Here is a 21,137-nt window from a genome sequence, read left to right as displayed (position 1 = left end):
ACCTTTTCAGAGAGACAGCTATGGCTCGCACCATTCTTTACACTTACAAAGACCAAGACAAAGAACTGACGTTCTCATACCAGCAGCACCGCAACATTCAAGAAGCAGTTGCAGAAGCCGAAGGTATCGATATCACTGAGTTCCTAAAGATGGAGCAACAAATCGAAGCAGTGTCTGACACTAAAGCGGTGCGAAACTACCGCGACAACTACTTCAGAAAATTAGGCTTTAGCAAAATCACCCTAGCTCAAAAAGAAAACCTGGGCGTAGGCAAAAAGAACAAATAAGCTTAGCTGCAAACAGAAAACTCACGATTCGTCGTGAGTTTTTTATGCATGCTACTTTTGTTCATGATCTATACCCGAGCATACCGAAATTACTTAGGTATATAAGTAAAAGCCCCGTTTAACCTTGAAAGTCTAAACGGGGCTTTAAATTTCTTCTTACTTTATATCGAGTAAGGTTTAAGTCATTACTTGATGTTTAAGAACGCAGCGCCGCGTACACCACCTGAATCACCGTGTTTTGCTTTGATGATCTTAGGACACTTAGCCACAGACAATAAGTGTTTAGGGATGCGTTTTGGCATCTCTTCGTAAATCAATTCGAAGTTAGATAAGCCGCCACCAAGTACAACGGTGTGTGGGTCTGTTGCAGTAAACAGGTTTGCAAAGCAGATCGCTAGCAGCTCCATAAAGCGCTCGACGTGCTCTACTGCTTTCTCCTCACCCTCTGCGTGCGCTTTAATAATGTCGATCGCTTTCTTCTCTTCGCCGTAGTAATGCGCGTAAAGAAGCTCGAAACCACGACCAGATAGGTAACTATCTAAACAGCCTTTGTTGCCACAACCACAACCCAGTAATGGTGCGTTTTCGCCTAGGTGGAACCATGCGTCGATAGGAAGACGTGTGTGACCCACCTCACCCGCTACGTGGTTGCGGCCAGAGAATACTTTGCCTTCGTAGATAAAGCCGCCACCAAAACCAGTACCAAGGATCAAACCTAGTACAGATGGTTCATCTTGAAGATCTTCGTCCCAGGCTTCAGAAAGCGCGAAACAGTTTGCATCGTTTTCAATTTTTACGCTGCGACCGATTTTAGCTTCTAGATCAGCACGAAGTGGTTTGCCTTTTGCCGCAGGAACGTTAACTGTTAGTACCGTTGCATCATCGGCGTCTTCCATACCTGGTAGGCCAAGACCAATCGTACCTTCACAGCCAAACTCTGTATCGTATTTATTCACCAATTCCGCAATGGTATCAACCAGCAGCTCGTAGTTGTCTGTTGGTGTAGGTACACGTTCCGTCGCTACACGCTCAAGCTTCTCGTTAAATGCACCAAATTCAATTTTAGTGCCACCGACATCAAAGCCGTAATACATGTATTTCTCTCCTAAAAAATGCTTCAAACGACTCTCAAAAATGGCTAGAGTCAAAAGTATAAACTGATGGCATTATCCATATCTGTACGCCTGCAAACCGTGACCGAATGCAGATTTATCCCCTCACCGAAGCCAGTTGAACAACATACCATCAACAAAAGCTCATTCCTTAGAGTCAGCTCTCGGTTTTCATCCACTCTTTGAAACGTTTCAAGTGTGGCTGGTTAGGGTCGCTTTTGACTCGAGTCTTGCTCAGCATGTAAGTTTCTCTGAAGGCTTCAAACCACAATTGAAGGCATTCCGCAGCTTTAGGCTCACCAGCTTGTTTTAAAACTAATGTCGCGACTTCGGCGGTTGAAAGATGCTGATCATTCTCGGAGCGGCGCATGATGTATTCAGACAGAGATTCCGGCTCAATGGAAAGCACAGGCAAAGATTTAAGAAAATCAGAACGACGGAATATCTTTCGTGCCTCACGCCAGCTACCATCAATAAAGATCAGCAACCATTTTTTGTTCTCGACATCTTCTTTTACCAATCGCCCTGGCTCTAGATCTTCAATTAAACGAGAGGGATCATCCACATAGTCTGCAGGAAATACAATCACCGGTTGATAACTGTCATCCTGTAGTAGCGCGAGCATCTCTTCAGACGGTTCTGTTCGGTTCCATTGATACACGTAAGTCTCTTGAATCGTATCAGCGATTAGACGACCGGTATTACTTGGCTTAAACACTTCGTTTTCAGAAACAATCAACATACATGCAATATTGGCCTTGATGTTTGGCTGAAGGTCGCACAAACAGTGTTGCTCAGAAACCTGGCAATATTGGCAACGAACCACTTTACATCCACGCGCATTGAAAGGCTTGGTTGAGATAGATTGTCGGTACTGATATAAACGGTGGAAAGCGTGAATTCTCATGGTAAGTAATGCCAAGTAAAAAGTAGAGCGCGATTCTACTGATATTATGGCTTCGCCTCAAGATAAGCCCATCAGCAGTGTGTTGAAATAATTTCACTCTTATCTCGGTCATAGATAAAGAAATAAATAAGGGAATGACAGTGACAGAAACGACATTTCAAGAACCCTCATGGCTCAGATTAGGCTTTTTCCTTGGCGTATTATTGCTTTGTGCCATTTGGGAAAACAAATTGCCTAGAAAAACACTGACCGCTTCGCGCAGGTTTCGCTGGGTCAATAACTTGTCATTGGTCGCTTTTAACAGCCTAGTTATTGCTTTAATCATGCCTATCGCTGCCTTTCAAGCTGCGGTCATAGCTCAGGAACAACAATGGGGGCTGCTCAATGTTCTGTCCCTCCCCGCTTGGTTAAATATTTTTCTAACCGTCATTTTGCTTGATTTCGTCATTTACGCTCAGCATATTGTCTTTCATCATGTAAAACCGCTGTGGAAGATTCACCGAATGCATCACGCCGATCTCGACATAGACGTAACTACAGGTGCACGCTTTCATCCCTTCGAAATAATCATTTCAATGGGAGTAAAAATTGCAGCCGTGTTTATCTTAGGTGTTTCACCTATCGGAATTGTGGTATTTGAAATTGTGCTTAATGCGAGCGCGATGTTTAATCACAGTAATGCAAAACTGGCTTTATCTAAAGACCAAAAACTGCGAAACGTCATCGTTACACCAGACATGCATCGCGTGCACCATTCAGTGATAGTAAAAGAGACCCACTCAAACTTTGGTTTTTTCCTTTCAGTTTGGGACCGCTTTTTTGGGACATACCGAGCTCAGCCTAAGTTGGGTCATGATGATGTTGTTATTGGTGTGCCGGAAATTAGAGACGAAGAAGAGCAAAGATTAGATAAGCTGTTAACGCAGCCCTTTCGCTACAATAAAGAGAAGAAGTAATGGGTGAAAAAATATTGTTGGATGAAGTATGTCAACAAAACGAATAGACCAAGCCTAAACCCCAGTTAAACACTACTTCATCCTCATGATGTGTAAGAACAGATTAGTTTTCTGCTAGCTGACGCTTTTTGTTTAGCTGAGTAATACCAACAAATAAACCAACAACACCAAGCACTGCACATGCCAAAGCATTGGTGTTCATTACTTGCTGTGCTTCTATTGAGCTGTATAGAAAAGCAAGGCTGAAGAAAGTGGTGGCAAAGCTCAAACCTGTCAGTACGCTGAAACCAGCAAAACTGGCCAAGTCTTTAAAATCGTTCATAACGAGTCCCTGTTTACAATCCTTAATCGAGTGTTGTGAAAATAATAATTAACGAAATATTTGGCGCGATTGACTATGTTTTCGCGCATTCCATAACCAGATAGATACCCCAAATGAGAACCCTAAAAACAGTGTCTTCATTTGTAGGGCGACGTTGTTATCTAATATTTCTAATGTATAGTGAGCGTGGGAACTAAAGATAACATTGGTTATAAGAATCAATAACATAACAACTAGGCCAGAGCGGCGATGCTTGACCAATAGATACGCTGCTAATAAGTCCAATAGTCCCAAAGCGCTCCAATACATATTCAACCAGCGTGGCGCAAAATCGTAAGGTAAAAAGCCACCAACAATGTTGTCATAAAGATGAACCACTCCGCCAACTGTCATAAAAAGGCATAAGAGAAACAAGACGAATTTATCCATTACCGTTTCCTTATCTGAATGAATGAGCAAAGCATATAGAAGTCACTTAAACATTTGTAATCTCATCGCCATTTTTGAGATCGACAGTGCCATTATCAACACGATGAGAACAGTAACGGCGACTCTACCTTCTTTATTTGCTTCTAGTAGAAGCATAGTGTTTGCTTTGTCATTGTCCCAAATCCGCCAATGCAACGACAGAATCCTCCTTTAAATCACGCCTTGGTTTAGCAACTCTCGTACCTTTTCCAGCCCGCGCTGAAACACAGTATGTGCATTCGCGGGAAGGCCGCTCTCGACATCGTGCCAGAAGAACGCGAAATCATGTCCACCATCGTCTTGCGTATGAAACAGCCATGAATTAGCGAGATCAGCACACTCACACAAAACAAAATGCCATGCTTGATTTTGAAAGCCACTGTCCCATGAGCATAAATATCGTGCGGAACGAACATGTGTGATACCAGACTCCTCAGCGAGCTCCCGCTTGGCCGCTATGATGTAACTTTCATCAAACACTTCAACAGTGCCCTTGACGAGCTGAACACCCGCCAACGGATGTTTAAAAAGTAGGATCTCTTGATTTTGATTACGTAGAACGACGGGGCAAACTTTATCGATCACAAAACCACTCCTTCTTATGGCTTTAGCTTTCTCTGGATATAAAAAAATCGCGTGAAGCTGCATGATTCATTCCTTTGAATTCTGGCGACATTCTAGTCAACGAGTCCCTCGAACAAAGCATTAACATCACGTTGTGATAACTAAACCCTTTAGAAATGAACGAGATGAGATGTAACTCACTTTTGCGATGCAAATAGGAGCCATTGAATGGGTAGCCGTAACAAAAAAGCAGAACCGAGGTTCTGCTTTTAGTCGGTGGAAACATCTCATTTACTTGGTCTGATGAAGCTCATACTTGTGCAGCATTGCTTGCTGGTGCCCGGCAATTTCCGCCACTTGCTCAGAACTCTCAACCATAGACTCAAGCTGCAGCTTTGTGCGTTCGCCAAGATCAGAAATATGCGTGATGGATTGAGATACATCTGCCGTCGCTCGTTCTTGTTCTTCTGTAGCAACTGAGATTTGTTCAACACGTTCTTGAATGTGCTTAACCGCGAGGTTGATATCAGAAAATGTCGATTTCACTTCATTGCTGGACTGTAGCGCGTGGGTCATTTCTTCTCTTGAATCATTAACTGCTTGGCGCGAACGCTCTGCGGCAGTAATAAGCTCGCTCATCATTTCTCGGATGTTCGTCGTTTGTTGAGAGGTATCACTTGCAAGTTTGCGAACTTCATCAGCGACAACCGCAAATCCACGCCCTTGCTCACCAGCACGGGCAGCCTCTATTGCCGCGTTGAGAGCAAGTAAGTTGGTGTTGTCCGCGATCCCACTGATCATATCCACCATTTCACGAATCTGTTTAACACGCTGGTCTAGCTCTAACATTGACTGTTCATTTACATCCAAAGAGCTTTCTAATGACTCCAAACGTTCGCGGTTTTGTTCCACGACTTGAACCCCTTTTTCAGTGTGTTGGGTTGCAAGGAGCGAGTCCTGTGAAGATGCATTTGTCACCATTGCTATTTCACGAATAGAGGCTTCAAGCTGCGTTATGGTCGTGATCATACTCGACAACGCTTCATTTTGTGTTGCCAACCCATCACTTGTTTGTTCGGCTGCACTGTGACTTACTTCTGCCGTCTGATAAAGCGTTTCACAATTGCGCGTCACCGTTTGAATGGAGTCATGTGTGGAATCGATTACTTGATTCAACTTTCGTGCTACTTCTTTCAGCTCATAGGGGCCGACTTCTTCTGCCTTGTCACGAAAATCATGTTCGGTAAGTGCTGAAAGACGCGTTAGTACATTCCTTAACCCTCGGTTTGTCCATGACTTGAGACTAAACCAAGTAACCAGAATAATAAAAGAAATCACACACGCCGCAAACACGAGCACAACGCTCACCGATTCAATGGTCTCGTTGACCACCCGCTCTTTTTCATCGATCAACTGACCAGCGGTTTGGGAGATTTGATCAAGTAACCGCATGGTTTCATCCGCAAGCATCGAAGCCTGTTTAAACTCTGAACGTTGCAATTCCCCTTGTTCTAGTTTGGCGAGGATCAAACGCAGCACGCCCTTTTCACTAAAGCCTTGTTTCACCATCTCATATGGTGCGGTTAAGCTTGCATATTCACTTACTTCAGGATGAAAAGATTGGAAGTCTTCATAGGCGAGTTTAATACCTGCTATGCGATTTCGCATTTCTCGGTATTCTTTTTCGGCTTTGTTTAATTCTGAGTGCATCATCATGACTAAGAACGTACTTTCCATTGAGCTTGCAGAAGCAATGAAACGGTTAGCGGCATCGCTCGACTCAGGATTATCAGCACTAAGGAATGAACTGATTCGATTCATTTCCGGACCGATAGAGCTAAGCCCATAGCGAAAACCACCAACAGCGGCATCAATATCCATTTGAATTTGTATCACCGAAGATTGCTTCAACAAAATGGACTGCGTGATGTTATGTAAACGCGCTAGTTTGGTGTCTAACTCCTCCGAGAGTTGCTGAGCTACACCAGACGCTTCCACAACCAAAGTCGTGCTTTGAGTTGCAAGAGAGTCGATTTGCTCTTTTATGAGAGGCAACTCTTTCGGCTCAGTAATCTGCATACCATGGTTGAGTAGCTTAACCATCTCCAATACATTCCTGGTTAACTTTGCGTTTGCCATCGCGATTGGTAACGCTTTTTGCGACAAGTCTTCAAATTGTTCCCCTACCTGTTCCATTCCTTTGAAACTTGAGACAGAAAGGGCTATAACAAGAGCAATGATAGTTAAAAATGTTGCACTGACAGCCTGAATCAGTGAAAGTGATGTGCGTGAGCGTTTTCGCTTTGCCATAATCAATTTTTATTCTTTCTTAAGGTTGAATCGGTTCTGCAGTGATTCCGTCACATTTGTGAGACAAAACCGTGATTTGCAGCCCATACTATGGATTGGTTATGACACTAATATTTCAGTTGTGAGTCATAGAGATGACAGGTGGTGATTTGCGTCGAGTATATTTTCCTTTGATAATCAGTGTGCTACTAAGCGCCTGCTCTTCTGGGCCTGAGCCTAGTGAGCAAGCACAGGTGACAACACCTACAAATCAGCTATTGTCGGACAACCCAGACTTGTTCGACTTTTACACAGAGTGGCACGGCACGCCTTATCGCTTAGGCGGGACACAGAAATCTGGAATTGATTGCTCAGCATTTGTACAAAAAGCGTTTATTGAGGCTTATCAGCTCTCGTTACCAAGGACAACGAAGCAGCAATCAAAGCAAGGTGTGGAGTTAAGTTGGACGGATGCCAAGCAAGGGGATCTAGTGTTTTTTAAAACAAGACGTACAACTTATCATGTCGGAATTTACTTGGGTAACAAGCAGTTCATGCATGCATCGACGTCTAGAGGTGTGATTATTTCAAGAATCGACAACCCATACTGGGCATCTAAGTTTTGGCAAATAAGAAGAGTTACAATGTAACTCCTCTCACTCTTTAACCGGACATTGCTGTAAGTTAAAACAATATCAGTCGTAAGTCGCAACAGCATTATCGAACAGATTTTTGACCAGAGCGATGTATTCATCAAGGAACGTGATCTGTTCATTGGTCGCTTTTTTATGCCATACCCCAGCCAATATCTCACCAAGATCTTCAACAACTGCATCAGCCTCTTTCAACAATTTGAAGCGTACGCTCGAGTGAAGTTCTGGATTTTGCTCAAAAATCGCCATGATGTTTGAAGCCACCATATCGGTGACAACATCTTCGATGCTTTCGGATCCAGTGTCGCCAATTTCGGTCGTAAAAATATCTAGATTTAGAGACAAGTGCTCGATAAGAGCGAGATATCCATCGGTTTCTAAAACCACTGTTTTTCTCCGTTTATTGCAAGCCTTCGAAGCTGAAAGCAGAATAGTTTCAATAGTAAGACATGCCGAGAAAATTTCATTAACTTATTTCATATTAACAAACATTCACGAACCAACTGGATGATTTTCAAACAATTGAGCTTTGCTTCACTGAATTCGGATACAGGGTTTCTTCAAACCTTTTTATATTTCAGTCATTTTCATGCAAACAGGTTTGGTTACGACCATTTTCTTTTGCACGATACAGCGCAGCATCGGCACTCTTTAACCATTGAGTGTGAGTTTCAAAATAAGGCTTATACTCGCAAACACCAATACTTATCGTGTAATTAATCAAAAAATCTTCCACTTTCACGATCTCTTGCTCAATTCTTTTGCGCAAACGCTCTGCGAAATAGCAAGCTTGCTCCTGGTTTGTGTGAGGAAGTAGTACCGTAAACTCTTCACCACCAAAACGACCGCAGATGTCACTGCTTCTTGCTGTTTTTCTCAACAAGGCAGAGGTTCGACGAATGACTTCGTCCCCTGTCGGGTGACCATAAGTATCATTCACCTTCTTAAAGTGGTCGATATCGAATATTACTAATGAACATGGTCCGTCGATAACTTTTAAGTGAGCAAACTCATCTTTCAATGATTGCTCCCAATAAGCGCGATTAAATAAACCTGTTAAACCATCTTTGCGACTGATTTCCGACAAATGTTGATTTGTTTCTTTCAAATGAATGCGATTTCTCGCAGTTTCAGAAACATCATTGACTTGAATCGCTATGTGGCTGACCTCTCCTGAGAGCCCAATTAACGGCGTGATCACGATATCTTGATACATAAAATCACTGCTGTTTGAAACCGGAGAAAAATTGTTGAACTTAAAAAGATACGGTCGGTTTTCCCAGCTAGAAAAAGAACGAGTTTCCAGATCGGCGGCAGCTTTTATCTTGGTTTCTAGCCAAGTTCTTGGCAGCTCTTCAAAATGCTCAAATAAACATTCACCAAGAATTTCTTGTGATAGAATGCCACTGTATGACTGCATAAAACTGTTCCACACACACACTTTATACTCTTGATCCAAAACAATAAGCCCTGAATCCATCGTATCGAGAATTTGTGTGACCCAATGAAAGTCTGCTATGTCCAGCGTGATATCGGACATTAGATTAGCTCCATGATTTCATAGATTATTTCTACGGATGGCTTATCAATTAAAAACAGTACCTCGCACTCGAAATCGAGCGCTTCTGCCATGTAGGTGTATTCGATAGTAAAGAGCTCGCCCAACTCGCCTTGCTCTTCACAATAAGGTGTTAAGGTATCCACAATGCCTGGCTGACGAAGTGAGAACTGCTTGTCGAGTTGATCGCCTAACGACGTGAGAAATGACGAAACCAGTAGGTTAGAGATATTCAAGATGATTTCATTATGAGGCGTAAACTCAAGGAGGTAACCTAATTTTTCCCCAATCTGATTGATATCCCTACCACGTAAGCACACCAGTGCCTCTCCGTGAATACCACCACCGACAAACCTCTGCGCTACCGCAACGGAACTGTCACGCCCAACCACATCAACCAGTGTCATATGAAGCTCGCCGTAGGACAAAGGTCCAACATGAGGAACAGGAAGTTGGATGAACTCATGTAAATGGTCGGCCATAATCGCAGCCCCTTTACCAAGGGCAATGTTCGCAATTTCACGGAATTTGGCTAGTAAGGAAAGCTCTTCGCAACCCTGGTTTTTAGAATCAACCGAATGACTAGGTTTGAACGCATAATGCAGCCCTAATTGTTCGTATAGTGGGAGCACCTGCTCTTCTGTCAGAGGCTTAGCGATAAAAGCTTGAGCACCAAGATCGAGACAGCGCTGTTTTGCCTCTTGTTGAACATCTCCAGAAATAATGACGATTTTGGTCGCGTACTGACTAACAGGTAATGATTCGAGGACCTCAAAACCATCCATTATGGGCATCGTTAAATCGAGAAACAAAATATCGATATTTTGCTCAGCAAGAATATTAAGCGCCTCATAACCATCTTGCGCTTCAATAAGATGCAATGATGTATCTTGTACGATAGAACGCGCAATAAGCTTTCTTGCAACAGCTGAGTCATCACATATCAGTATTTTCATGCCACCAATGGAACTAACGTCAAAAAAATCATAATACCTGTTGTAAACGTTCATCTCCATATGCTAAGCCAACAAATCAGAGGCTTATAAGCGATTTGATTCACATTTATACAAATTGACTACACTAAGAGGAAGGTTTCTTTACTAAGTATGCTCAACATAGCGCCAACTCCCTGCTATTTATCCTAAACTATTGGTGGTCAAATAGATTCGCGAGGTTTTGTATGTGGCAAGCAATATCGCAACAGCTTTCTGATACTTTATTGTTCGATTACCAGATCACGGAAAAAGTAAGGCTGTCTGGTGGGGATATCAGTGAAAGCTACATGATCAATGATGGCGAGCAACGTTATTTTGTGAAAATTAACGATCGCGAGTTTTTGTCTAAATTTGAGGTAGAAGCTGAAAGCCTGCATCTTTTGCGTGAAACATCCACCCTATTTGTACCTGAGGTGGTATTGGTTGGTAAAACCAAAAATGCCTCATTCCTAATTCTTAACTACCTTCCAACGAAACCATTAGAAGATGGTCCCAACAGCTTTAAATTTGGGCAGCAATTAGCTCACCTACACCAGTGGGGTGAGCAAAAAGAGTTTGGTTTTGATACCGACAACTATCTCGGTTCGACTCTACAGCCCAACAAATGGCACAAGAAATGGTGTGTATTCTTTGCTGAGCAACGCATAGGTTGGCAATTACAGCTCCTTAAAGAAAAAGGCGTCACCTTGGTTGATATCGATGACTTTATCGACGTCGTAAAACAGCGGCTAGCAAACCATGCTCCGGAACCTTCTTTGTTGCATGGCGATTTATGGAATGGAAATGCGGCACTCACTGCATTCGGTCCTATCTGTTACGATCCTGCGTGTTATTGGGGGGACAGGGAGTGTGATATTGCGATGACAGAGCTTTTTGGTGGATTTCAGCCAGAATTTTATCAAGGCTACGAATCGGTTATGCCACTTTCTTCAAGCTATGAGGAACGTAAAGATATCTATAACCTTTACCATGTTCTCAACCATTGTAATTTGTTTGGCGGCCATTACTTGGAACAGGCTCAACTGGTTATTAATAAAATCATTTCTTATTAATTTGGAAGCCACTGCATATTTCAAGATGTAAAATCTCGAGGCACATCACTACAGAAAATCACCCTAAGCTCAAGGTTGAGTTTGGGGTCAAGTTTTGTACTTATTTCGACTCAATTAGCAACAACTCTGCCTAATATCAAAGGAGACTTAACTTTGGATTGTGCCTATTTTCCTTGTAGGCAAAGTAAGTAAAGGGCTGTACTTCCTTGATGAATAGTGTGTTTAAAAGCCCTGCGAGATTAGGAGTTGTTGTATGAAAAATTATACCGAAAGGTATGTAAAGTGCCAGCATTGCGGACACTCTATCGGCATTACACTGGATGCAAGTAATGGTGACCAAGAGTTTTATGATGATTGCCCAGCTTGTTGCCACGCTATCCACCTAAATATGCGAGTGGATGAGTTACAAGATAAGGTCGAACTATTTATCGATGACAATTACGAATAGCAGCTCGAGCATGTGAACATCAGAAATATAAAAACGCTTAAATGAAAAAGGAGCACTAGGCTCCTTTTTCTCATTCTAAAGCTGTTTTGCTGCAAGAACGCGCTCAACAGTATCAACAATTGCTTGAGTCTGAGGATCAAACTCAATATTAACACGCTCCCCTACTTGTCTCACTCCGAAAAGCGTTCGCTGCAAGGTTTCTGGAATTAGGTGTACCGAAAAACGACACGCTTCAACTTCACCAATAGTTAGCGAGCAGCCATCTAAACCAATGTAACCTTTCGCTAATACATATTTCATTGATTCTTGCGGCAGTTGGAACCAAATCGTGCGGTTATTGGGCGTATCGATGATATCGACAATATCTGCCGTTAAACTAATATGACCAGACATGCTATGCCCGCCTATTTCGTCACCAAACTTAGCCGCGCGCTCAATGTTTACGCTATCCCCTTCCACCAGCCGACCTAAATTAGTAAGAGCCAATGTCGCTTGCATTAAATCAAAACTGATAAGGTTGCCTTCGATCTTAGTCACAGTTAGACAACATCCGTTGTGTGCAACGGATGCACCAATTTCTAACCCTTTACAAAGTTCATCGCTTAACTCGACAACGTGCGTTTGAAAGCGTTCTTTTTTATCAATTTTAACGACCTTCGCCGTACCCTGAACTATTCCTGTAAACATTTCTTTTTACCTATTGATTTAATACCAACTGTAGTCGAAGACTAAGCCCTAAACACTGCGCTACAGGTCGGAAATAAAGACCGCAGACGATAAAGCCATGGCTTAATGAACACTGGTTTGTTCTCATGCATGCTTCAACATTACCATGATTCGCTGCTGTTCTCAGTAAAAGCGTATCCTTAGCTTGGAGAGCGTCCAGTCAGTGTTATCGACTATTCACTACCTAGCTATGGAATATAAACATACAATTGTTTATCATTTGCGCGGAGTTTCTCCGAGGCATTTTTTCACCTTATCGTGACTAAAATCAACCATCAGATCCGTTCACCACATCTTTTGCCCTCGAGTACTCTCATTCTTTCAACTTATTGTTCCGCTCTGGAGTATTTTTCGTGCATCGCTATAAAGAAGAAGCATCAAGTCTTATCAAATTGGCGACCCCGGTATTGATCGCATCTGTCGCTCAAACTGGTATGGGGTTTGTTGATACCGTAATGGCTGGCGGCGTTAGCGCCACCGACATGGCTGCGGTTTCTGTCGCTTCAAGTATTTGGCTACCATCCATTTTGTTTGGGGTGGGTTTATTAATGGCATTGGTCCCTGTTGTCGCACAGTTAAATGGCTCTGGTCGTAGAGTGAAAATCCCGTTTGAAATTCAGCAAGGCGTCGTTTTGGCATTGCTGATCAGTGTGCCGATAATTGCAGTCCTGCTTCAAACCCAGTTTATTCTCGGGCTGATGGATGTTGAAGCACTGATGGCTGAAAAAACGGTGGGATACATTCATGCCGTTATACTAGCAGTACCCGCTTTTTTACTTTTCCAAACGCTTAGAAGCTTTACGGATGGTATGTCATTGACGAAACCGGCAATGGTTATTGGCTTTATCGGTTTACTGCTCAACATTCCTCTAAACTGGATTTTCGTGTACGGCAAGTTTGGTGCACCTGAATTAGGCGGCGTTGGCTGTGGTGTAGCAACCACGATTGTTTACTGGGTCATGTTTGCCATGCTATTGCTGTATGTGATGACATCAGAGCGATTGAAAAGCATCAACCTATTTGGAGAATGGCATCGCCCACAATGGAAAGCGCAAGTTCGTCTATTCAAGCTCGGCTTTCCTGTTGCAGCAGCGCTGTTTTTTGAAGTGACACTGTTTGCTGTTGTTGCACTGCTCGTTTCACCACTGGGTCCTATCATTGTGGCAGCGCATCAAGTCGCGATTAACTTCTCCTCGTTGGTATTTATGCTACCAATGAGTATTGGTGCAGCAGTAAGCATTCGTGTAGGCCATCGACTTGGTGAAGAAAACGTAGATGGCGCGCGCGTAGCGTCACGAGTCGGCATTATGGTTGGTCTAGCATTGTCCGTTCTCACAGCGATTTTAACCGTCTTGTCTCGCGAGTGGATCGCCGAGCTTTATACTAGCAACCCAGAGGTAATCACTCTAGCGATGCACCTGCTCGTGTTTGCCGCTGTTTATCAATGTACGGATGCGGTTCAAGTGATCGCAGCTGGTGCATTACGCGGCTATAAAGACATGCGAGCCATCTTCAACCGTACTTTTATTGCTTATTGGATTCTTGGGCTGCCAATTGGTTACGTCCTTGGCCGTACAGACTGGATTGTCGAGCCAATGGGAGCACAAGGCTTCTGGCTTGGTTTTATCATCGGCCTATCTTCTGCGGCCTTTATGTTAGGCGTCAGAATGCGTTGGATGCATCGCCAAGAGCCAGAAGTGCAATTGAACTTTTCAGTTCAATAAAAAGTAAAAAAAGCCAGCTTCCGCTGGCTTTTTTGATCGAATAATCACACGGTTGAGTATACTTATAACAAGATTACGAAGCGGTTGATTTTGCTCTCTAGACAACGGATACGAAGTTATAAAAAGGATATTTGTGCGGTCTATTTTATTGTTCTTAATCTTGATTCTTAATGGTTGTGATAACTGGTTCAATCCAGAGAACGCCATGTTTGATAAGTATCATCAACGTGTAGCCAATGTATTGGAAGTTCCTGCTATTCCAATAACATTACAGTCTACGGTAACGATTCCTGCGAAACGCGTTTTGTTCGAGCCATTGCCAAGGCTATCTATTGGCCTGCTAGAGAGCTATCAATTACGACAGTGCGGACTCTTTAATTTACTTGCCGAGAAAAACTCACAACTTGGAAAGGTGCAGGATGCCTTTCATGATTTTGATTATCAAACTGCCCTTTTAAGAGTCATGAATCGATGTTTATCCGAATTTCCACTTAGCGATGAAGAACGCGCGACATTGGCAGAGCTTTACGCAACCAAGTGGCAACATTTAGACATTCATCTCGACAACTTACTACTCGTAAGTGACGCCATGCAAAAGCAACTAACTGCCTCTGATTGGCTATCTCAAAATACGACGAATGATATTGCACGCATTAACGATGTCTATCGTATTTTCAGCGAAATGTATGATTTACCCCACCGCGCGGTCTCACGTCTACCCGACGTGGAAGTTACGCAATATCAAGAAGAGTTAGAGAAATCTCGTTTACTCGGACGACTTTACTATTCAATGGTAAACACATCCCTTTGGTTAAAAGCGACAACTCAGCTACTTGAGCAGAACCAGAGCAATGTATTGTGCGGGCCGAACAGAGACACCACTCAGTTCCGCTACTTAAGAAATGTCTTTCAATCCATTTACGTTGAAGAAGTGCAACCTTATTTGGCTTATTTAGACAGTACCTATCAACAACTTAATGATGGTGCCACCTTGGTGGAGAACCGTATGCAACTCCATGGTCACCAGTATGGCATCATTGAGGCACATAGGACATTTAGGCAAGAAACCCTAAACCACGTTCAGTTTTGGCAGGGTCTCTTCAAACGATGTGGCGTAACCGTTGGCAACTAGTAAGTGCAGAGCGTTCTATTCCTTCAACCTTTCACGCAAGAATCGAGCAAAACGCGGTTTACCAGTATGTGTAAAACCGTTATATCTAAATGTAATGGTTGAACCAATTTTCGGAGGCTGGCGACGCACTTCATCGGTAAATCCGCTACCGATGTAAAACTCAATGCCATTTGGTAAGCGAACTAACATTGCTCCCATCATACCTAATAAGCGCCCTGTTCCTGGCTTATAACCCACAACTAACGCTTCATCATCTGCGTATCGTTTTAGTTTAAGCAAATCACTACCGCGTCCAGCCTGATAGCGGCTTGATACCTTCCGCAACATCACCCCTTCACCGTCGGATATTGAAATTTTATCCAACTGTGTAAACAGATGAGCTTCATTTTGAATCGCTCGGTGCTCGACATATTTGATATGAGGCTGGTCGACTTCAAGCACTAAGTCTTTGATGTTGTAATAACGCTTCCGATAATCACCAGCGGAATATGGCATATCAAAGATCATAAAGTCGATGTGTCGCCAAGCAGACTCTACAGGAGTTTTATCTAACACCGTTTGCTGAACAAGATGGAAATTACCTCTCCCAGCCCAAAGTTCACCGTCCAATGGATAATCAGGTAAAGGTCCTGTAAACCAATCTGGGGCGTAGATTCGATTACCATTTCTCGTCACGAGATGTTGCCCAGTCCAATAAGCGCGAACACCATCAAGTTTTTCGCTATACCAATATTCAGACACATCAATGCCATCCTGATAGCTTTGTGCAAGAGAAACTGGTGGTGCGAGAGAAGTATCCGCTTGAGGCTGTGAAGACGCAGCCATAACAGCCAGCGCAATTAATGTCATTTTTAATGGCATAAGAAGACCTTGTACAAAAAATCGCCTTTATTGAAACGTAAGTCCTCTCGATGACCTATTTATTACTAGTTATTCTTCGACTCATAACAATCAACATTAGTAATAATTTGCAAAGATAATCATAAACTTTAGACAGGTTTTGCATTTAGTCGTTACACATTATTCTCGTATGGCGGATGGTTCGTCAATCGAGTTGGAATCTAATCATGACGTGCCTCCCCCGGTCTAACGACTTCTTTCGGCTCAAAACCTCTTATAAGCAAACCATTTCTCTGTGCGTTTTTGATTCTCAATTTGAGAATCAGTCCTTTCTCAAATTGAACAATATAATTAACAATATTTAACTGTTTGATTTTTCATTAATTTCAAATTGGCACGTTACCTGCTCTATATCCAATTAGAAAAACAAACGGAGACAGAGTCATGGAATTACGCAAACTAGAAATCAATCAAGACAAGTTAGCCATTGAGTTTTTTGGTGACTTAGACGCAAGTGGCTGTCGACAAGCACAACATCACATTGATGAAGTAATTCACAACAATCATCACAAAGAAGTCGAAATTAACCTACAGCACGTCCAATTTCTTGATTCTTCAGGGATTGGTGCCATTGTTTACTTATATAAGCGTCTAGTTGAACGTGAAAGAAGCATGAGTATTGAAAACGTATCAGGCCAACCTTTAGAAATCATGAGCTTGCTTCGTATCAACCATGCCATTCCCGTTAACTCAAAAGGACACTAAAAATACCGGTTTAAACGGAGGTTGGCATGGTAAATCTTTTACGACGATATGCAGTAAGCGGTCTTGTTGTCGGCATGTTTGGTTGTTCGTCGTTTGACTACCCAGAACACGGGAAAGGTGGCTTGGCGGAAAGCTATCAAGATATCTCGATCGAGAATTATCAGTTTTCCCCAGTAATGCCTGACGAGCCTTTAGGTCCAGAACATGGGTTAAGGTTTGATTGGCAACTGACCAAGTTACATCTAGACGCACTAATCCAAGAGGGCGCGCGCTGGTGTTTTCCTGCGGCAGTTGTTCAGGCCCTTGAAAAACAAAATAGAATTGCGCGCGAGTTAGAAGGTGGGCTTTTACTCGACGCTGCCAACGACCTTGTGATTCAGCGTCGACGCTTAAACCAGCTCGAACAACAACTCGACTACGTACTGAGCCAAACAACTTGCACACCGCCCGATGATATTGAAGCACTACGTAGCGACCTAAACATAGTCTCGGATATCTATGCACTACTTAATATCGACAACCAGTTTGCTGTCGATTCAGCAGAAATCAACCCGAAGTACATGGGACATTTGGCAGAAGCAGCCTACATTTTACGTGACCACCCCAACCTATCTCTTGTAGTAACGGGGCATGCGGATGCAACTGGAACACCCGATTACAACCAGAAACTTGCTCAAGCGCGTGCGGAACAAGTAAAGCGTTACCTAACCGTATTTGGTATCACTTCAGAGAGAGTCACTACCAAATCTGTCGGAGATAACCTGCCACTCTATGAAGGTGAAACATCCGCCGTGCGTTTAACTAATCGTCGAGTAAGCATCGAGGTTATTAGCCCTAATTCAGATAGCGATACCTCAATAAACCGCAACCCAACGGCAGGAGGCGCGCTATGAACACGATGAAACCATTTATCCTCTTAATGTTGTTGTGTCTGGTCGCGTGGGTACCTTCTTCCATAGCGGATGAGAGCAATACTGTTAAGGTCGGTGATTTAATACAGATTAACTTACCTGGAGAGGCGTCGTTAAACCAAGGGTTTCAGGTTGATCGTCGTGGACGAATTAATTTACCAGAAGTCGGCCCTGTATTAGTGGCCGGCTACAATGTACAACAACTCCAAGACGTGATTATCGACAGGCTAAAGACCGTGTATCGTGACGTTAACAACGCTCGAGTTTTTATTAAACAGCAACAGTTGTTAGTGTCCGTTCAAGGCTACGTGGTCAAACCCGGTGAATATACCTTACCTTCTGGGTCCAACATTCAAATGTTTGTGTACGAAGCTGGCGGCCTGCGCGCAGGGGCTCAGCTTGATAAAATGATCGTGAAACGTGGAAATAAAAACATTGAATTTGACTACAAACGCTTCCTTGATACGGGTGACAATAGCCGGCTGCCAAAACTAGAATCACTGGATGTCTTATTTGTCCCCGCTTCCCCACTCGTAGGGAATATTGAGCAAGAGTTTGATGCAGCAAAACTCGCGAATTCAGGTGACAGCGCAGATTCCGCTCGTGCAATCAAAGTCTTTGGTGAAGTCAACGCACCTGGCTCGTTCTCATACAAGCCAAACACCACGCTAGTTGATGTCGTAATGCGAGCTGGCGGCGTGACACGATATGCCAGTGTTGAGCAAATTCGCGTGATAACAAACAATAACCCAACCATGTTTAACCTGAAAAAGTACCTTGATACTGGAGACCAAAGCCTACTGCCGGAGATCCTGCCAGGTGCCACCATCTTTGTCCCAAAACAGGAAGAAGAAATCAAAGCAGGTGCAAATGTGGTTTACGTGATGGGTGAAGTCGCCCATCCTGGGGCATACGAAGGCAAGCAAGGCGCTAGCTTCATGGATATCCTCGCCAACGCTGGCGGGCCCACTCGCTACGCAGAATCTCGCCAAATTCGCGTTATAAAAGCCGATGGCAAAGTCATCAAATTCGATCTTACCGCGCATACAGAAGGACTATCTTCAGCCAGACCACCAAATGTTGGACCAGGAGACGCGATTTTCGTGCCGGAGAAAACCGATTTCAATGAGAAGTCTTGGTTAAAAGTAGCACCTAGTCGAGCGGTCGCAGTGATGGGAGAAGTTGTTCGCCCTGGACGCATCGAGTGGTCAGACGAAATGGATTTGATTGATCTGCTTGCACACGTTGGTGGCCCAACTCGACGAGCTGATACCACCAAAATTGAAGTCGCCAATAACGGTCAAATGACACAATTTGACTTAGACCAATACATTCTGGATGGCTCACCAACATCAAGCCTACCTCGAGTTTCCGCTGGTACAGTCGTAAGGGTACATGCATTGCCTGACGACCCATCCGATAATAAATCGCAATGGGTAAGCCAAAGCTCTGACGCATCGATATACGTTTTCGGGCAAATCAATGCACCTGGGCGCTATCGTTTCACCGAAGATATGCATTTTCTGGATATTTTGTCTGCCGCCGATGGACCGACAATGGATGCAGATATTCACAACATCCGTGTCACACACCGAGGCCTAGGTTATGCCAAAGTGAGTAAATTGAATTTATCGATGTACTTTGAAACAGGCGATGAGTCAATTCTGCCCCACGTTCGTCCTGGTGATACCATTTACATTCCAGAAAAAAACAAAAACTGGTTAGATCGTTCAAAAGAGTCCACGGTACGCGTATTAGGTGAAGTAAGAGACCCAGGGCGATACGTATTCAATGACAACATGACTGTGCTTGATCTGTTAGCGGAAGCAGGAGGACCAACTGACAATGCCTACCTTGAAAAGATCAGTGTGGTCAATATGTCTTGCTGCCAAGGCCAAGCCCGAACATTTGATTTGGTGAACTTTAGTAAAACAGCCAACATTTATGAGCTGCCAGTCATTCGCGCAGGCGACACGATTTACATTCCCCATAAAGACGAGAGCTTTGTTGAAAAAGCGAGGGCCGGATTAAGAGATATTTTACAAATCACCACAACCATCGTGTTAATAGGAGCGTTGTAATGACTATTCCTGCAACTCACGCTGAGATTGAGCAAATTTATCTTCAGAGTGAACAGAAGGGCCACAAAACGATTTGTGTTGTGGGTTGTAAATCTGAAGATGGTGTCACTTCCGTGGCTTCATCTCTTGCAGAGCGCTTGGTTTTAGCAGGCCACAATACTTTGTATGTAGACCTTAACTTATTCAAACCCGCTTATCACACTGTTCACGAATTTGATGATGACGAGAAGGTTGGCCATTTGATCACACGAGAGAATACACATCAAACTTTAGTCGGCCTCCCTGCTCCGTCTCTCGCCAGCACTCAGTTAGCGTACCGAGACCCAACAACGCTGAAACAAAACATTGCACAATGGTTAACGCAGTACGAGCGCGTCGTGATAGATACATCACCACTTCTTAGTGTCAACCGAAGCAATATTGCGCCTCAAGTGATTGCTGGCGTATGTGATGCTACTTTGTTAGTAGCGCATTATGGCTCTACGACTGCAACCCAGCTCGAGCAAGCCAAAAAGCTACTCGATGCTAGCGATGCGAACTTGATTGGTTCTGTACTGAACATGAAGCACACTCCAAGCCTGAAAGATGAGTTAATCCGCCAAGTTTCCAAGCTGCGTTTCTTACCAAAAAAGTGGAAAGAAAAACTGTCTCAGCAAATTAAAAAAAGCGAACTGTTTATGTTATAGGGAGCGCTATTATGACGATAAATAACACATTGACTATCGAGCAAGAATTAGTGGATGAGCATATTCTTCAGCAAATGATCAAAGATACGTGCGCCGAAATCATCCCTACCTTGATTGATCACTATGTCGAAGAGTCACGCGATCGCATGGAGAAAATAGAGCAAGCATTAAGCACAAAAGACCTTCAAACATTAGAGTTCGAGGTTCACACACTGGGCAGTTCTGCTCTCGCTCTAGGCAATCGAACGCTTTCAAGACAAGCAAGAATGATTGAGAAGTACTGTGTCGAAGGAAAAATACCAAAAGCATTGGAGCTTTGTGAAACACTTCCTCAACTCGCCAATGAATCGTTTGATGCGTTAGAAAAGCGAAAAGCTCAAGGGTTTGAGTAGTATCAGTGTCTTACTCCCTAGCGAAGCATCGCGTTTGATAAAGCGCGATGCCGACATCATCTCAGAAATTTAGGCTCCAAATTCAGTCACCCTCGCCAAGCCACACACCTTGAAATTATTTGGGTATAACTTAATCAATTAAAAAGTATGGATTTTTCGCAAATTTCCTACCTTGTGCTAATACTTAAATAACGCTTTTCTCAAATTGAGAATTTTCAGCACTAGAGAGCTATAAACCACTCATAATGCCAAATAGTAGTGCTGACAAA

23 protein-coding genes are annotated in these 21,137 nt (G+C 43.4%); 12 read left to right on the top strand and 11 right to left on the bottom strand.

Features of this window, described 5'->3' with window-relative positions; all coding sequences use genetic code 11:
* Nucleotides 1-20 precede the first annotated feature (20 nt).
* Nucleotides 21-287: a DUF2960 domain-containing protein gene (locus tag H9L11_RS14490; protein WP_005377584.1), complete on the top strand. Its 267-nt coding sequence runs from the start codon at nt 21-23 to the stop codon at nt 285-287.
* Between the two features lie 185 nt (nt 288-472).
* On the opposite strand, the gene nagK is transcribed toward H9L11_RS14490, so the two are convergent.
* Nucleotides 473-1,381 carry an N-acetylglucosamine kinase gene (nagK, locus tag H9L11_RS14485; RefSeq protein ID WP_005377586.1) on the bottom strand — a complete coding sequence of 303 codons (909 nt, stop codon included), beginning with the start codon at nt 1,379-1,381 and terminating at the stop codon, nt 473-475.
* Nucleotides 1,382-1,556: 175 nt separating this feature from the next.
* The gene (locus H9L11_RS14480) at nt 1,557-2,306 is read right to left on the bottom strand and encodes a tRNA-uridine aminocarboxypropyltransferase (protein ID WP_005389532.1); all 750 of its coding nucleotides are present in this window, start codon (nt 2,304-2,306) and stop codon (nt 1,557-1,559) included.
* A 140-nt stretch (nt 2,307-2,446) separates the two neighbouring features.
* On the opposite strand from H9L11_RS14480, the gene H9L11_RS14475 reads away from it, so the two are divergent.
* Nucleotides 2,447-3,262 carry a sterol desaturase family protein gene (locus H9L11_RS14475; RefSeq protein WP_064376599.1) on the top strand — a complete coding sequence of 272 codons (816 nt, stop codon included), beginning with the start codon at nt 2,447-2,449 and terminating at the stop codon, nt 3,260-3,262.
* A 103-nt stretch (nt 3,263-3,365) separates the two neighbouring features.
* On the opposite strand, the gene H9L11_RS14470 is transcribed toward H9L11_RS14475, so the two are convergent.
* The 4 genes from H9L11_RS14470 to H9L11_RS14455 form a co-directional block, all read right to left on the bottom strand.
* Nucleotides 3,366-3,584 (bottom strand): hypothetical protein, encoded by a 219-nt coding sequence (locus H9L11_RS14470; protein WP_005389537.1) that lies wholly within the window; start codon nt 3,582-3,584, stop codon nt 3,366-3,368.
* Between the two features lie 48 nt (nt 3,585-3,632).
* The gene (locus tag H9L11_RS14465; RefSeq protein ID WP_169628672.1) at nt 3,633-4,013 is read right to left on the bottom strand and encodes a hypothetical protein; all 381 of its coding nucleotides are present in this window, start codon (nt 4,011-4,013) and stop codon (nt 3,633-3,635) included.
* Nucleotides 4,014-4,223: 210 nt separating this feature from the next.
* Nucleotides 4,224-4,637, bottom strand: coding sequence for an NUDIX domain-containing protein (locus tag H9L11_RS14460; RefSeq protein ID WP_025766662.1), 414 nt, complete (start codon nt 4,635-4,637; stop codon nt 4,224-4,226).
* 270 nt (nt 4,638-4,907) lie between these two features.
* Nucleotides 4,908-6,926 carry a methyl-accepting chemotaxis protein gene (locus H9L11_RS14455; RefSeq protein WP_005389543.1) on the bottom strand — a complete coding sequence of 673 codons (2,019 nt, stop codon included), beginning with the start codon at nt 6,924-6,926 and terminating at the stop codon, nt 4,908-4,910.
* Nucleotides 6,927-7,060: 134 nt separating this feature from the next.
* On the opposite strand from H9L11_RS14455, the gene H9L11_RS14450 reads away from it, so the two are divergent.
* The gene (locus tag H9L11_RS14450; RefSeq protein ID WP_025998640.1) at nt 7,061-7,555 is read left to right on the top strand and encodes an NlpC/P60 family protein; all 495 of its coding nucleotides are present in this window, start codon (nt 7,061-7,063) and stop codon (nt 7,553-7,555) included.
* A 45-nt stretch (nt 7,556-7,600) separates the two neighbouring features.
* Here H9L11_RS14450 and H9L11_RS14445 read toward each other — a convergent pair whose 3' ends face one another.
* From H9L11_RS14445 to H9L11_RS14435, 3 genes are all read right to left on the bottom strand, one after another.
* Nucleotides 7,601-7,945: a DUF3802 family protein gene (locus H9L11_RS14445; RefSeq protein WP_005377620.1), complete on the bottom strand. Its 345-nt coding sequence runs from the start codon at nt 7,943-7,945 to the stop codon at nt 7,601-7,603.
* A gap of 190 nt (nt 7,946-8,135) precedes the next feature.
* Entirely contained in the window at nt 8,136-9,098 is a 963-nt protein-coding gene (locus H9L11_RS14440; protein WP_005389546.1) for a GGDEF domain-containing protein, read from the bottom strand.
* Nucleotides 9,098-10,072 carry a response regulator gene (locus H9L11_RS14435; protein WP_033905358.1) on the bottom strand — a complete coding sequence of 325 codons (975 nt, stop codon included), beginning with the start codon at nt 10,070-10,072 and terminating at the stop codon, nt 9,098-9,100. Before H9L11_RS14435 ends, H9L11_RS14440 begins: the two co-directional genes overlap by 1 nt.
* A gap of 224 nt (nt 10,073-10,296) precedes the next feature.
* Here H9L11_RS14435 and H9L11_RS14430 point away from each other — a divergent pair, with 224 nt between their 5' ends.
* Nucleotides 10,297-11,163, top strand: coding sequence for a fructosamine kinase family protein (locus H9L11_RS14430; RefSeq protein WP_005377623.1), 867 nt, complete (start codon nt 10,297-10,299; stop codon nt 11,161-11,163).
* Between the two features lie 253 nt (nt 11,164-11,416).
* Complete coding sequence (locus H9L11_RS14425; RefSeq protein ID WP_205390874.1) at nt 11,417-11,611, top strand: CPXCG motif-containing cysteine-rich protein; 195 nt, start codon at nt 11,417-11,419, stop codon at nt 11,609-11,611.
* A 75-nt stretch (nt 11,612-11,686) separates the two neighbouring features.
* On the opposite strand, the gene H9L11_RS14420 is transcribed toward H9L11_RS14425, so the two are convergent.
* On the bottom strand, nt 11,687-12,298 hold the full coding sequence (locus H9L11_RS14420; RefSeq protein ID WP_005377625.1) for a riboflavin synthase: 612 nt from the start codon (nt 12,296-12,298) through the stop codon (nt 11,687-11,689).
* A gap of 392 nt (nt 12,299-12,690) precedes the next feature.
* Between H9L11_RS14420 and H9L11_RS14415 the strand changes: the two genes are divergently transcribed.
* Together H9L11_RS14415 and H9L11_RS14410 are read left to right on the top strand one after the other, a co-directional pair.
* Nucleotides 12,691-14,061, top strand: coding sequence for an MATE family efflux transporter (locus H9L11_RS14415; protein ID WP_005377626.1), 1,371 nt, complete (start codon nt 12,691-12,693; stop codon nt 14,059-14,061).
* A 133-nt stretch (nt 14,062-14,194) separates the two neighbouring features.
* A complete protein-coding gene (locus tag H9L11_RS14410; RefSeq protein WP_081107491.1) occupies nt 14,195-15,193 on the top strand; it encodes a DUF3080 domain-containing protein in 999 nt (332 codons plus the stop codon).
* Nucleotides 15,194-15,208: 15 nt separating this feature from the next.
* Here the strand turns inward: H9L11_RS14410 and H9L11_RS14405 are convergent, their stop codons facing one another.
* Nucleotides 15,209-16,054, bottom strand: a complete 846-nt coding sequence (locus H9L11_RS14405) for a DNA ligase (protein WP_017634928.1) — start codon at nt 16,052-16,054, stop codon at nt 15,209-15,211.
* 423 nt (nt 16,055-16,477) lie between these two features.
* Here H9L11_RS14405 and H9L11_RS14400 point away from each other — a divergent pair, with 423 nt between their 5' ends.
* From H9L11_RS14400 to H9L11_RS14380, 5 genes are read left to right on the top strand one after another with little or no spacing between them, the layout of a single operon-like run.
* Nucleotides 16,478-16,798, top strand: a complete 321-nt coding sequence (locus tag H9L11_RS14400) for an STAS domain-containing protein (RefSeq protein WP_017634929.1) — start codon at nt 16,478-16,480, stop codon at nt 16,796-16,798.
* 26 nt (nt 16,799-16,824) lie between these two features.
* Nucleotides 16,825-17,691 (top strand): OmpA family protein, encoded by an 867-nt coding sequence (locus H9L11_RS14395; RefSeq protein ID WP_017634930.1) that lies wholly within the window; start codon nt 16,825-16,827, stop codon nt 17,689-17,691.
* The gene (locus tag H9L11_RS14390; RefSeq protein WP_205390873.1) at nt 17,688-19,790 is read left to right on the top strand and encodes an SLBB domain-containing protein; all 2,103 of its coding nucleotides are present in this window, start codon (nt 17,688-17,690) and stop codon (nt 19,788-19,790) included. Before H9L11_RS14395 ends, H9L11_RS14390 begins: the two co-directional genes overlap by 4 nt.
* The gene (locus H9L11_RS14385; RefSeq protein WP_005377635.1) at nt 19,790-20,476 is read left to right on the top strand and encodes an AAA family ATPase; all 687 of its coding nucleotides are present in this window, start codon (nt 19,790-19,792) and stop codon (nt 20,474-20,476) included. The genes H9L11_RS14390 and H9L11_RS14385 overlap by 1 nt, the downstream gene beginning before the upstream one ends.
* An 11-nt stretch (nt 20,477-20,487) precedes the next feature.
* Nucleotides 20,488-20,868 (top strand): Hpt domain-containing protein, encoded by a 381-nt coding sequence (locus H9L11_RS14380; RefSeq protein ID WP_005377636.1) that lies wholly within the window; start codon nt 20,488-20,490, stop codon nt 20,866-20,868.
* Nucleotides 20,869-21,137: the final 269 nt, after the last annotated feature.

It is taken from the genome of Vibrio sp. sp1 (assembly GCF_016920955.1).
GTDB classification, from domain to species: domain Bacteria; phylum Pseudomonadota; class Gammaproteobacteria; order Enterobacterales; family Vibrionaceae; genus Vibrio; species Vibrio alginolyticus.
This window is presented reverse-complemented; position numbering and strand designations above follow the sequence as displayed.

Bases quoted from the DNA above. Each gene is read 5' to 3' on its own strand.
- H9L11_RS14490 (WP_005377584.1), top strand. From the start codon at position 21: ATGGCTCGCACCATTCTTTACACTTACAAAGACCAAGACAAAGAACTG.
- nagK (WP_005377586.1), bottom strand. From the start codon at position 1,381: ATGTATTACGGCTTTGATGTCGGTGGCACTAAAATTGAATTTGGTGCA.
- H9L11_RS14480 (WP_005389532.1), bottom strand. From the start codon at position 2,306: ATGAGAATTCACGCTTTCCACCGTTTATATCAGTACCGACAATCTATC.
- H9L11_RS14470 (WP_005389537.1), bottom strand. From the start codon at position 3,584: ATGAACGATTTTAAAGACTTGGCCAGTTTTGCTGGTTTCAGCGTACTG.
- H9L11_RS14465 (WP_169628672.1), bottom strand. From the start codon at position 4,013: ATGGATAAATTCGTCTTGTTTCTCTTATGCCTTTTTATGACAGTTGGC.
- H9L11_RS14455 (WP_005389543.1), bottom strand. From the start codon at position 6,926: ATGGCAAAGCGAAAACGCTCACGCACATCACTTTCACTGATTCAGGCT.
- H9L11_RS14450 (WP_025998640.1), top strand. From the start codon at position 7,061: ATGACAGGTGGTGATTTGCGTCGAGTATATTTTCCTTTGATAATCAGT.
- H9L11_RS14440 (WP_005389546.1), bottom strand. From the start codon at position 9,098: ATGTCCGATATCACGCTGGACATAGCAGACTTTCATTGGGTCACACAA.
- H9L11_RS14435 (WP_033905358.1), bottom strand. From the start codon at position 10,072: ATGAAAATACTGATATGTGATGACTCAGCTGTTGCAAGAAAGCTTATT.
- H9L11_RS14430 (WP_005377623.1), top strand. From the start codon at position 10,297: ATGTGGCAAGCAATATCGCAACAGCTTTCTGATACTTTATTGTTCGAT.
- H9L11_RS14425 (WP_205390874.1), top strand. From the start codon at position 11,417: ATGAAAAATTATACCGAAAGGTATGTAAAGTGCCAGCATTGCGGACAC.
- H9L11_RS14420 (WP_005377625.1), bottom strand. From the start codon at position 12,298: ATGTTTACAGGAATAGTTCAGGGTACGGCGAAGGTCGTTAAAATTGAT.
- H9L11_RS14405 (WP_017634928.1), bottom strand. From the start codon at position 16,054: ATGCCATTAAAAATGACATTAATTGCGCTGGCTGTTATGGCTGCGTCT.
- H9L11_RS14400 (WP_017634929.1), top strand. From the start codon at position 16,478: ATGGAATTACGCAAACTAGAAATCAATCAAGACAAGTTAGCCATTGAG.
- H9L11_RS14395 (WP_017634930.1), top strand. From the start codon at position 16,825: ATGGTAAATCTTTTACGACGATATGCAGTAAGCGGTCTTGTTGTCGGC.
- H9L11_RS14390 (WP_205390873.1), top strand. From the start codon at position 17,688: ATGAACACGATGAAACCATTTATCCTCTTAATGTTGTTGTGTCTGGTC.
- H9L11_RS14385 (WP_005377635.1), top strand. From the start codon at position 19,790: ATGACTATTCCTGCAACTCACGCTGAGATTGAGCAAATTTATCTTCAG.
- H9L11_RS14380 (WP_005377636.1), top strand. From the start codon at position 20,488: ATGACGATAAATAACACATTGACTATCGAGCAAGAATTAGTGGATGAG.